Genomic DNA, 12,526 nt, shown 5'->3' with positions numbered 1-12,526 from the left:
TCGTCGCCTCCCAAGCCGTTATTGAGCTAAAAAGTCTTGAGCAAAGCGCTGTAATACGCCACCAGCCTGATACACAGAGACTTCATCTGCCGTGTCCAAACGGCATGTCACTGGCACATCGACACGTTCGCCGTTTGCGCGAGTAATTACTAACGCTAAATCGGTACCGGGTTGGATATCACCTAACACGTCGTAAGTTTCGCTGCCATCTAGTTCAAGCGTTTTACGGTTGACGCCCGATTTAAATTGCAGCGGTAGTACCCCCATGCCAACCAAATTGGTTCGGTGGATACGTTCAAACCCTTCGGCAACGATCGCTTCAACCCCTGCGAGTCTGACGCCTTTGGCTGCCCAGTCACGCGATGAACCTTGTCCATAATCCGCTCCAGCAACAACGATCAGTGGCTGTTTGCGGTTCATGTAAGTTTCGATCGCTTCCCACATTCGGGTCACTTCGCCTTCGGGCTCGACTCGAGCAAGAGAGCCTTGCACAACTTCACCGTCCTGTTTCACCATCTCATTGAACAGTTTCGGGTTAGCAAACGTTGCGCGCTGCGCCGTTAAGTGATCGCCGCGATGCGTCGCGTAAGAGTTAAAATCTTCTTCAGGGACGCCCATACTTGCTAGGTACTCACCCGCTGCGCTACTGGCTAAGATCGCGTTTGACGGAGAAAGGTGATCAGTAGTGATGTTGTCACCTAATACCGCTAATGGTCGCATTCCAGATAAGGAACGCTCACCCGCAAGCGCGCCTTCCCAATAAGGTGGACGGCGAATGTACGTACTCTTTGGACGCCATTCGTAAAGTGGGCTTTGACTGCGTTCACTTTCGTCAAGCTTAAACATCTGAATATAGACTTGCTTGAACTGTTCAGGCTTAACGTGCTTGCCAACCACCGCATCGATCTCTTCGTCACTGGGCCAGAGATCATTAAGATAGATGGGGTTGCCAGTAGCATCATGCCCAAGTGCATCGCGCTCAATATCAAATCGAATCGTTCCTGCCAACGCGTAGGCCACCACTAAAGGCGGAGAAGCTAAAAACGCTTGTTTGGCATAAGGGTGGATTCGACCATCAAAGTTGCGGTTGCCCGAAAGAACCGCAGTCGAGTACAGATCTCTGTCGATGATTTCTTGTTGAATTTTCGGGTCTAACGCGCCGCTCATACCGTTACAGGTTGTACAAGCATAAGCAACAATACCGAAGCCTAGCTTCTCGAGTTCTGGCAACAAGCCTGCCTCTTCAAGATACAACTTGGCGACTTTTGAACCTGGGGCAAACGATGATTTGACCCAAGGTTTACGAACCAAACCGAGTTCATTGGCTTTTTTCGCCACTAAGCCCGCCGCCACAACATTGCGTGGATTGCTGGTGTTGGTGCATGAGGTAATGGCTGCGATGATCACCGCACCATCTGGCAGTTCGCCTTGTTTTTCTTGCCACTCACCGGAAATACCGCGTGCTTGCAGCTCTGACGTTGGTAAACGACGATGAGGGTTGGATGGCCCAGCCATGTTGCGGGTGACTGACGACAAGTCAAACTCAAGCACACGTTCATACTGAGCACTTTCTAAATCATCGGCCCACAAACCGGTCTGTTTGGCGTATTGCTCAACAAGCGCGACTTGCTGTTCGTCTCGCCCAGTGAGTTTTAAGTAGTTGATGGTCTGCTCATCAATGTAGAACATACCCGCCGTCGCACCATATTCCGGTGTCATATTGGAAATAGTCGCGCGGTCTCCAATAGTCAGGTCTCGAGCGCCCTCGCCATAAAATTCCAAGTAAGAGGAAACCACCCGCTCTTGGCGTAGGAACTCAGTAATCGCCAAGACGATGTCTGTCGCGGTGATGCCCGGTTGGCGCTTTCCAGTTAAGTGAACACCGACAATATCCGGCAGCCTCATCATCGACGGGCGACCAAGCATGACGGTTTCCGCTTCTAGTCCACCGACACCGATAGCAATGACGCCGAGCGCATCAACATGGGGGGTGTGGCTATCTGTGCCGACACAAGTATCTGGATAAGCAATGCCTTGTTTCGCTTGAACGACGGGCGACATTTTCTCCAAGTTGATTTGGTGCATGATGCCGTTGCCAGCTGGTATCACGCTGACATTTTCAAACGCGGTTTTACACCACTCAATAAAGTGAAAACGGTCTTCGTTGCGTCTTTCTTCTATAGCGCGGTTTTTCTCGAACGCGTCCGGTTCAAAGCCAGCATGCTCAACAGCAAGTGAATGATCGACGATCAGCTGTGTCTCGACCACTGGGTTCACTTTAGATGGATCACCGCCCTGCTCTGCAATCGCATCGCGCAGACCAGCCAAATCCACCAACGCGGTTTGACCTAAAATGTCGTGACACACCACTCGCGCAGGGTACCAAGGAAAATCAAGATCACGCTTTCGCTCAATGATTTGTATAAGGCTATCTTTCAGTGACTCAGGGGCACAGCGGCGAACCAATTGCTCAGCCAGTACTCGGGAAGTGTATGGCAAGGTGTCGTAAGCACCTGGGGAAATATCATTTACCGCTTCGCGCGCATCAAAATAATCGAGCTGCGTACCTTCTAGCGGCTTTCGGTATTGCGTGTTTATAGTCATGTGATGCTTCCAATGCAATGTGGGCGGCGCCTCTCTTATCGACTCTTGGATAAGAGAGGTCGCATCTGTCTTTAACGCTGGTCGATTGGCACCCAATCTTGATGATCTGGACCTGTGTAATCGGCACTTGGGCGGATAATTCGGTTGTTGGCACGTTGCTCATAGACGTGCGCAGCCCATCCGGTCAGTCGACTCATGACAAAAATTGGCGTAAACAACTTGGTTGGAATATCCATAAAGTGATAGGCCGATGCGTGGAAGAAATCCGCATTACAGAATAGTCCCTTTTCGCGCTTCATCACTAATTCCACCCGCTCCGAGACTGCGTAAAGATGAGTATCGCCCACCGCTTGAGACAACTCTTTTGACCAACGTTTGATCAGTGCATTACGCGGGTCGCTTTCGCGGTAAATCGCATGACCAAAACCCATAATCTTATCTTTGTTAGCAAGCATCTTCATGATATTGGCTTCCGCCTCTTCTGGCGTCATCCAGTTTTCAATCATTTCCATCGCAGCTTCATTGGCGCCGCCATGAAGAGGACCGCGCAAAGTCCCTATGGCTCCCGTCACACATGAGTGGATATCTGACAGGGTTGAGGCACATACTCGGGCAGCGAATGTTGACGCATTAAATTCATGCTCTGCGTATAAGATCAGTGAACAGTGCATGACCTGTTTATGTAGCTCGCTCGGCGCTTTGTCCGTGAGCATCTTTAAGAAGTAACCGCCTAAGCAGTCTTGCGATTGATCTTCGGTATCGATGCGAACGCCGTCATGGCTAAAGCGGTACCAGTAACAGATGATCGCTGGAAATAACGCTAGCATGCGTTCTGTGGCATCAAGTTGTTGCGAGAAGTCTTGCTCTTGCTCCAAGTTACCCAGCACAGAACACCCTGTTCGCATCACATCCATTGGGTGTGCTTGCGCCGGAATCAGCTCCAATGCGTCTTTCAGCGCTTGGGGTAGCCCTCTTAAGCTGAGCAAACGAGTCTTGTAGGCATCAAGCTCTTGTTGATTCGGTAAGTGGCCACGCAACAGTAAATGCGCTACTTCTTCAAACTGGGCGTTGTTAGCCAGATCGGTAATGTCATAACCTCGGTAGGTTAAACCTGTCCCCGTTTTCCCGACAGTACATAAAGCTGTGCTTCCAGCGCTTTGACCACGTAGGCCTGCTCCACCTAGTTCATTAGGCATGATAGAACTCCTTTTCTGCCTGAGATTCCCCTCTTGGATGGGGTGATTTTTATCAGGCGTTTCACGTTGTTGGATTAAGTTATTAGCGTTTTCTTGGACTTCCGCTTGGGATTATTTTCCTTCAGAGAAAAGCTGGTCGAGCTTATCTTCGTAATCGTGGTAGTTAAGGTGCTGATATAGCTCTTTTCTTGTTTGCATCGAATTAAGTAAGGCCTCTTGGTTACCCACCTCGAGCAAATGCTTGTAGACCATCTCCGCTGCTTTGTTCATCGCTCGGAATGCACTCAGTGGGTAAAGCACCATATCAACATTGGATTTCGCCAGCTCTTCTCCGCCGTAAAGAGGGGTTTGACCAAATTCAGTGATGTTCGCCAAGATAGGCACATGCTTGCCCGTTGCTTCAGACAACGCCGTCGAGAACTGCTGGTATTGTTCAAGTTCGATCATTGCTTCTGGGAAAATCATGTCGGCGCCCGCTTCAACACACGCGATGGCTCGCTCAATGGCGCTATCCATCCCTTCTACTGCCAATGCATCGGTTCGCGCCATAATCACAAAGCTTTCATCATTACGTGCATCAACCGCCGCTTTGACTCGGTCCACCATCTCTTGTTGGCTAACAATGGCTTTATTGGGTCTGTGACCGCAGCGCTTTTGCGCCACTTGATCTTCCATATGCACCGCTGCAGCGCCTGCTTTTTCCATCGTTTTAATGGTACGAGCAATATTGAATGCGCCGCCAAAACCGGTGTCGATGTCGACAAGTAACGGCAAATCACACGCATTGGTGATTCGGTCTACATCAACCAGCACATCGTTTAGCGTTGTGATACCGAGATCCGGCAAACCGTAAGACGCATTGGCAATACCACCACCAGAAAGATAGATCGCTTGATGACCTAGGTTCTTTGCCATCATGGCGCAGTAAGGGTTGATGGTGCCAACAATTTGCAGTGGATCATTTTGCTCTACAGCGAGTCTAAACTTCGCCCCCGGAGATAAACTCATGACGTTATCCTCTAGTCCGTTAGTATTTGTTGTTCAATTAACTTGCGACTGCCTGAAATATGGCGACGCATTAACATTTCAGCGAGTTCCTCATCGCGATTACGTATCGCTTGAAGAATAAATTTATGTTCGTTTAATGCCTCAACCGGTCTTGATTGAGCTCTTGGCGATTGGTAACGATACATTCTCAGCAAGTGATAAAGCTCATTGCAGAGCAAACCGATAAGCTTGCTGTTTCGACTGGCTTTAATGATTCGATAGTGGAAATCAAAGTCGCCATGCTGGTGGAAATATGACGATCCCTCGACTTCTTCAATATGTCGAGAATGGGTCGACAATAAGGTTTCTAAACTGAGCAGTTCTTCTTGAGAGATATAACGAGCCGCCAATCGAGCCGCCATGCCTTCAAGTGCTTCTCGAACAGCGTATAGCTCAATCAACTTCTCTGGCGACAAGGTGATCACGCGCGCCCCTACGTGGGGAATTCGCTCGATCAGCCCGAGTCCTTCCAAGCGCATAATGGCTTCTCGAAGCGGCCCACGACTCACTTGGTAACGCTTTGCCAGCTCTGGCTCTGAGATCTTACTTCCGGGCTCGATGTCACCATTGACAATCGCCTCAACCAAGGATTCGGTAAGCGATTCAGACTTGGTGTTTTCTTTATCACCCGTGACCGATTTGTGGTGTGGTTTTAGCTCTACATTCATACTCAAACTCGATGAGACACTTTAGCAATGTGTCAACAATTTCTTAACTTGAATATAAAATAGACTATAAGATTGTCGACAATCAAGAAGATTGTCGACAATTTAGACTAAGGTCTTAGCCAACTTTGACTATCGAGTTCATGGTGCACCTTGTAAATCGCCCAAGGTTTGCTCGGTCAGTTTGCTTCCTACGCGACTTTTTGCTCCGTAAAGTACTTGCTGATGTCTACTTCGTCGATTTGCGCTTCAGGCAGGAATTGTTCGGCATAGTCTCGATACACGCCGCTTTCAAGAAACAGTTTAAACAAGTCCATATCGACGTGTTCATCAATGGCCATTTTGTGCAAGATATCAATGGCAACACTGACGGGCTTAGCTTTCTTATAGGGTCTATCAGCGGCCGTTAAGGCTTCAAATATATCGGCAATCACCAGAATGCGTTCAGGAATCGAGAGGTCCTCTGCCGATAGCTTACGCGGATACCCTGTCCCTTTAAGGGTTTCATGGTGAGTAGAAGCATAACGCGGTACCTTGCTAAGCTCCGCAGGGAAAGGCAGCGCTTCGAGCATCTTAATGCCACTGATCATGTGTTCGTTAATTTTGAACCTATCTTCAGCGGTTAACGTGCCACGGCTTATGGACAAGTTATAAATCTCTCCTAAATTGTATTGATGCTCAGGAATATCGACATTGATGCCGAAGCTCGGGTCAAACACCAATGGTCGGATGCGTTTGATGATGTGCTCAGGTCGGTCACTGAGTAAATTCTCTGTAACAGGAAGGCGAGTTTGACTCTGGGTCCGATTTAATTCTTCAAACGGTGACAAGCCCAGCCGATCATCAAAGTGCCGCTGCCAAGTTTGCGTGGCTATCTGCTTGATGCGCGACACTTTCTCTTCACTCATAAACTCACCTCCTACATTCGCCGCCGCCACAAATTCGAAGTCTTCTTGCAGCTGACGCTTAGTGTTACGCAATTGCTCGAGCGCTTCATCCTTGTCCATAGATTGCGCTAATTGGCTCTGCAAAAAAGTGATTTCCGCATCGCGCCAGAGCACTTCAAAGCGCATTCGGACTTCATGAATTCGATTGTAATTCGCTTCAAGTTTGGTCCCTTTGTCGACAATATGCTCGGGAGTGGTGATCTTTCCACAGTCGTGTAGCCACGCTGCAATCTTAAACTCTCGGCGCTGATTATCGTTTTCAAAGCGGAAGGTTTTAAACTTGCCAGAAGAGGCTTCTTCAGCAGCGTTTGCCAGCATCATGCCCAGTTCAGGCACACGATTACAGTGCCCTGCGGTGTAAGGAGATTTGTCATCTATCGCCTGCGCAATTAACTGAATAAAGGCGTCCACAAACGCTTGTTGCTGCTGTTCACGCTGTTTGATTTCATTTGCCATCTCTTGAATGGACTTTGATAGATGCCAAACTTCTTTAATCTGCGAGTCGATCAGCTCGACGTGATCAAAGTCCCGCTGTTTTATCTTTTTCGTTTGCTGAGTGAGTTGACGAATAGGATTCACTATTGGTGAACCAAATATCCAGGATACTGGCAGTAGTGCCGCCATCACGAGCATGGTCACGCCAACCGTTGTATATAATCGCTGATAGACTTCGGCCATCACTAATGCTTGAGGCACAACCACGGCTAAGTACTCAGATTGCTCGCCCGCTTGTCCGTTGAGCGCGCTGACGTACAAAAACGCTTGCTCTCCATCGAGTTCACGTTTTTGAATCCTGTTCTGTTTCGAACTTGATTGGCTCAATTCAAACAACTCATGATGGGGAACACGATTATCACGAACTTGCTGATACCATTTGTTGGTCAACTGTGCGTATTCAGAGGGCGTAATGCTCTGAAGCGCTTTGGAAAACAACGGAATAAGCTGACGATGCGGCGCGCTAACGGCAAGGTAAAACGGTATCTGAGTTTCGTCAAAAAATGGATGCAAATGGATCGGTAAAGAGGTTGTTTTTTGCAGTTGCTCGAGTGCTTGCTGCGCATCGACCAAAACTGTAATTTCACCACGGACTAGCGCTTGCCGAGCATCTTGACTCTCTTCAAATTGAATGATGTTGGCATCCGGGACTACTCGTCTCAACTGCTTAGAAAAGTCATGACCTGCCAATACACCAAACACCCGCTCCGGTTTACTCGGCAACTGCTCGGAGCGCGTCGCCAGCGCTAATGGTGTTTCAAACAATTTCAATTGATAGGCACCGGCAGAAAGGTCCGTCAATGAGTGGACAATATCCAGCTCGTCGCTCTCTAACTTATTCAGCAATGACTGGCTATCAAACCCATTCACAAACTCTAAAGTGATACCTAGTTTGGCAGCCATTAATTGCAACAAATCGATGGCGTAACCTTGTGGCTCACCTGCTTTCGCGTAGTCGTAAGGTCGCCAGTCAAGCTGATTGGAGGTAAGCAACGCGGGTGTCGCATCAATAAGGGCTTGTTCCTGTTCACTGAGTAAAATCCGTGAAGTGTCGACTGACGTTTTGCTTGCCTGGATAACTCGATTGGACGCAATCACTTCACCCGATTGATGGAATACATACGCTTCAACACCTGAGTCTTCCGGTAAGCCTAATGCCGCAGGTGTCAATTTGGAACTGATGGATGACAGGACAATATCGATGCCGATGACTGACTGCTTTGCACGGATCGAATAGGTCTGTCCGGTAATCTTTAGATGCTTGAAGAGATAAGGCTCGGTCTTAAAAACTTGCTCAACACTGGCTCCCACATACCAAGGACGTCGCGTGGGAAAATAATTGCTCGTTTCTGTGCGTTCTTGAGTCAACGTAAACGTATCCGAGAAATACAACGTCTGGCGAACTCGGTTTTGCTCTTGCCCTGAAATCTTAATCAATACCCAACGATCTTGTGGTGCCGCTTCAATACGTTGCCGGACAATAGGCGATGACTCTAAATTGATGATTTGGTAAAAGTCATCTTGTTCGTTGCCAAAATAGATGCTGTAGAACAGGGGATTATCTTTAAGCACTTGCACCAATAAGGTACGAATTTCTTGTTCACTGAAGGTGTGGTTGAGCGTATTAGACACGCTGCTCAAGATTCGCGCACTACTTTTCGCATTCTGGTCAACCTGCTGAATGTGTTCACTCACATCGCTCGTTGCCATGACAAGTTTATTAAGCACATGCTCTTCAGACATCTGTTTGGTAAACATGTACTGAAGCGCAATCGCAAACAGCGACGTCGCAATCGTCGCGATGATAAACAAGGTTCCGACCGTAAATCGTATCGAGAACTTCTTCTTTTTTTGTGTTAAGCCGACCAACTGCGAACCCTCCATGGCTTCCTAATCGAAACTGTGTTGTTGTCACCTAGCACTATTAGTGTAGAAGTTGCATATGACTTTCTTTTTATTTTCATTCGCTACATGCGAACTTTTAGTGCTAGCTCACTCATCTTTAAAGAGAAAGTGCCATTTTTCGCAAATTGATTTCTCCCTCTTTTCTCGCGTGAACTTTATGAACAGAACCGCCTAAATGACCTTTATTGTTTTTATCAACGCATTGCAGACAGAGTTTTAACACTCTATTAACCTTAAACCCATCTATTAACAAGTCTCCCTCCCTTGTTGATAGATTCTTGATAACGATAAGTGTGCTTCCAAAGAGAAGCGCACACGACATAAGGAACGTGAATCATGTTTAAGGTACTAAAACCAACCCTAGCGGCTTCGATCATCGCTGCGTCTTTTTCATTCAACGCTTTTGCAGCAGATGTAGAAAAAATCCACTTTTTGATTCCTGGTGGTGCTGGTGGTGGTTGGGATATGACCGCTCGTGGCACAGGTGATGTTCTGGTCAAATCAGACATCGTTGAAAACGTCTCATTCCAAAATCTATCGGGCGGCGGCGGCGGTAAAGCGATTGCTCACCTCATCGAGACAGCAGAGCGTCAAGAAGACACACTCATGGTGAACTCAACACCAATCGTAGTGCGCTCGCTAACGGGGATTTTCCCACAATCATTCCGCGATCTGACGCCTGTAGCAGCAACCATCGCTGACTATGGTGCGATCGTCGCTTCCGCAGATTCCAAGTACAACACTTGGGAAGACGTGGTAAAAGACTTTGAGTCCAACCCGCGTAAAGTAAAAGTTGCAGGTGGCTCAGCTCGAGGCAGTATGGATCACCTAGTCGTTGCAGCGGCATTCAAAGGCGAAGGTTTTGACGCGAAGAAAGTGCGCTACATCGCCTACGACGCAGGCGGTAAAGCGATGGCGGCGCTACTTTCTGGTGAGACTCAGCTACTGTCTACTGGCCTTGGCGAAGTATTAGAAATGTCAAAATCAGGCCAAGTTAAAGTACTAGCAGTGACGGCACCAAAACGTCTAGACGCAGCACCAAACATTCCAACGCTAACAGAATACGGCAATGAAACGGTATTTGCGAACTGGCGTGGCTTCTTCGCCGCTCCAGGTACCTCGCAAGCGAAGATCGACGAGTGGAATGCCGCACTGACTAAGATGTACAAAACCGACCAATGGCAAGTTGTACGTGACCGTAACGGTTGGATCGACAACTACAAAGCAGACAAAGACTTCTATGCCTTCCTTGAAGATCAAGAGAAGCAAATGGGTGACCTAATGCGCGAGCTTGGTTTCTTGAAGTAATCCTGTAGGGCGGCGCAACGCTGCCCTGACCCTCTTCGCCGTACATAAGAATACTTTCAATCTCCTTGTTTATAGTTGTTGTAAACATTTAGGCCGAGTTGACTAGCAGCAATGACGCTTAATTTGTTAATGAAATCATGCTCATTAGCTCTTATGTACGGCTTTTTTCTTCCCTAAATACAAATGGAGTTGGATATGTCGGATTTGCCAACGAACTCTTTCAACAACGGAAATTTCTTTAGCAAAGAAAACCTTCTCTGCCGTGATCGTGTTGGTGCGATGATATTTCTTCTCGTCTGCCTTTGTTACGGCTATCAAACCACACAAATCCCCCTCTTTCCCGGAGATGAGTACGAACCCTTTACCGCAAGGACACTTCCAACACTCCTGACTTTCGCGGGCATTGGGTTGTCTTTAATGCTGCTTGTGACAGGGCAACCAGACAAGCAAAGCGGCGCGGTGATGGACTTTAACTGGAAATTGCTGATCGGTTTTCTGGTCTTGATGGCGTTTTACGGCGTTGGGCTTACCTATTTAGGCTTCGTTATCGCGACGAGCGTCTTCTTGCTTGCTGGCTTTTACCTACTCGGTGAGCGACGTAAAAAGATTCTATTCGGGGCATCATTCCCGTTTGTGATGGCGTTTTATCTACTGCTTACCCAAGGCCTAGACATCTACCTAGAGCCTGGCGTTATTTTCACTATGTGGTCGTAATTTAATAGGGAAATCGTAATGTTAGATGGAATCTTACAAGGTCTTTCGACCGCAGTTATGCCAATGAACATCATGATGGTGATCGTTGGATGTTTCGTGGGTACCTTTATCGGAATGCTTCCCGGACTGGGCCCTATCTCAGCGATTGCGCTGATGATCCCTATCACCTACGGCTTGGACCCCTCTTCTGGTCTTATCTTGATGGCTGGTGTGTACTACGGCGCCGTTTTTGGTGGTTCAACATCATCAATTTTGATCAACGCTCCGGGCTGTTCTTCAACCGTGGTTACCGCGTTTGACGGCTACCCAATGGCGCAAAAAGGCCAAGCAGGTAAAGCCCTCGCTTTGGCGGCCTACTCTTCTTTTACGGGTGGCACGCTTTCCGCCATCATGCTGTTGGTCGCTGCACCAGCATTGGCTAGCGTTTCGCTGAGCTTCCAATCGTCAGACTACTTCGCGCTGATGTTGCTAGGCCTGTCTGCTGTGGCAGCGTTTGCAGGCCCTGGTCAAGTGATTAAAGCATGGATGATGACAGTCCTTGGTTTGATGTTGTCTACCGTCGGTATCGACAAAGGCGTTGGCGTTGAGCGCTTCACCTTTGGTTTAACAGACTTAATGGATGGCTTTAGCTTCTTGCTGCTTGCCATGGCAACGTTCGCACTGGGCGAAACCTTAATGGGTATCTTAAAGCCAGAGCAAGACACACGTGATGACGAGCAAAGTAAGCTCAGCAACATTGGTAGCATGAAAGTCACCAAAGAAGAGATCAAAGATGTCGCGCCCGTTTCGATTCGCTCATCAATCTTGGGCTTCTTCACCGGTGTACTTCCGGGTGCAGGGGCAACCATCGCGGCTTTCCTAAGCTATGGTATGGAGCGGAACCTCGCGCCGAAAGAGAAAAAAGCTGAGTTTGGTAAAGGCAGCATCCGTGGTTTGGTTGCGCCAGAATCGGCAAACAACGCAGCGTCGAGTGGCTCGTTCGTTCCTCTGCTTACGCTGGGTATCCCGGGCTCTGGTACCACAGCTATCATGCTTGGCGCTTTAATCGCTTACGGCATTCAGCCAGGTCCACGCCTGTTTGTTGAGCACCCAGATGTCTTCTGGTCAGTGATCATCTCTATGTACTTTGGCAACATCGTGCTGGTCATTTTGAACTTGCCGTTGATCCCTTACATTTCTAAGCTTCTCGCTGTGCCAAGAACGGTATTGCTACCAATGATTTTGTTCTTCTCTATCACTGGTGTTTACCTTGTATCCTTCAACACCATGGATGTGTTTATCATGTTGTTAATAGCGATGGCTGCTATTGCACTTAGGTTGGCAAACTTCCCACTCGCCCCGCTGCTTCTCGGCTTTATTCTTGGCGGCTTGATGGAAGAAAACTTGCGTAGAGCGTTGATGATTAGCGACGGTGAACTGAGCTTCTTATGGGAGCGCCCAATCACGATGACCTTCACTGTACTTTCTGTGCTAGTGCTGTTTAGCCCAATTTTTGTCAAGCTGTTCCAAAAACTAAAAGCCTCACCAAAAAAGGTTGAGCAATAAACATTGGCCATTTAACCCTTTAGGGACACTTCGGTGTCCCTTTTTTTATACGCCAATTCTTGGTGCACTTCTTATCTTCGAATCACTTCTCTCTGCTACC

The 12,526-nt window shown here is 48.1% G+C and carries 8 protein-coding genes; 3 read left to right on the top strand and 5 right to left on the bottom strand.

Annotated elements, in window-relative coordinates:
* Window positions 1–18 precede the first annotated feature (18 nt).
* From acnD to OH458_RS07485, 5 genes are all read right to left on the bottom strand, one after another.
* Window positions 19–2,604, bottom strand: coding sequence for a Fe/S-dependent 2-methylisocitrate dehydratase AcnD (acnD, locus tag OH458_RS07505; protein ID WP_269977822.1), 2,586 nt, complete (start codon window positions 2,602–2,604; stop codon window positions 19–21).
* Between the two features lie 71 nt (window positions 2,605–2,675).
* Window positions 2,676–3,800 carry a bifunctional 2-methylcitrate synthase/citrate synthase gene (gene prpC, locus OH458_RS07500; RefSeq protein WP_269977821.1) on the bottom strand — a complete coding sequence of 375 codons (1,125 nt, stop codon included), beginning with the start codon at window positions 3,798–3,800 and terminating at the stop codon, window positions 2,676–2,678.
* A gap of 111 nt (window positions 3,801–3,911) precedes the next feature.
* A complete protein-coding gene (gene prpB / locus OH458_RS07495) occupies window positions 3,912–4,808 on the bottom strand; it encodes a methylisocitrate lyase (protein WP_269977820.1) in 897 nt (298 codons plus the stop codon).
* A gap of 11 nt (window positions 4,809–4,819) precedes the next feature.
* On the bottom strand, window positions 4,820–5,515 hold the full coding sequence (locus tag OH458_RS07490; RefSeq protein WP_038138162.1) for a GntR family transcriptional regulator: 696 nt from the start codon (window positions 5,513–5,515) through the stop codon (window positions 4,820–4,822).
* 188 nt (window positions 5,516–5,703) lie between these two features.
* Window positions 5,704–8,838 (bottom strand): HD domain-containing phosphohydrolase, encoded by a 3,135-nt coding sequence (locus OH458_RS07485; RefSeq protein WP_269977819.1) that lies wholly within the window; start codon window positions 8,836–8,838, stop codon window positions 5,704–5,706.
* A 357-nt stretch (window positions 8,839–9,195) separates the two neighbouring features.
* Here OH458_RS07485 and OH458_RS07480 point away from each other — a divergent pair, with 357 nt between their 5' ends.
* From OH458_RS07480 to OH458_RS07470, 3 genes are all read left to right on the top strand, one after another.
* On the top strand, window positions 9,196–10,167 hold the full coding sequence (locus OH458_RS07480; RefSeq protein WP_269977818.1) for a tripartite tricarboxylate transporter substrate binding protein: 972 nt from the start codon (window positions 9,196–9,198) through the stop codon (window positions 10,165–10,167).
* A gap of 195 nt (window positions 10,168–10,362) precedes the next feature.
* The gene (locus tag OH458_RS07475; protein ID WP_038192109.1) at window positions 10,363–10,881 is read left to right on the top strand and encodes a tripartite tricarboxylate transporter TctB family protein; all 519 of its coding nucleotides are present in this window, start codon (window positions 10,363–10,365) and stop codon (window positions 10,879–10,881) included.
* Between the two features lie 18 nt (window positions 10,882–10,899).
* The gene (locus tag OH458_RS07470) at window positions 10,900–12,426 is read left to right on the top strand and encodes a tripartite tricarboxylate transporter permease (RefSeq protein WP_269977817.1); all 1,527 of its coding nucleotides are present in this window, start codon (window positions 10,900–10,902) and stop codon (window positions 12,424–12,426) included.
* Window positions 12,427–12,526: the final 100 nt, after the last annotated feature.

It is taken from the genome of Vibrio sp. MarTm2, from assembly GCF_027587055.1.
Lineage (GTDB): Bacteria > Pseudomonadota > Gammaproteobacteria > Enterobacterales > Vibrionaceae > Vibrio > Vibrio sinaloensis_D.
Note: the sequence above shows the minus strand (reverse complement) of the source record. Positions and strands in the feature narration are given on the sequence as shown.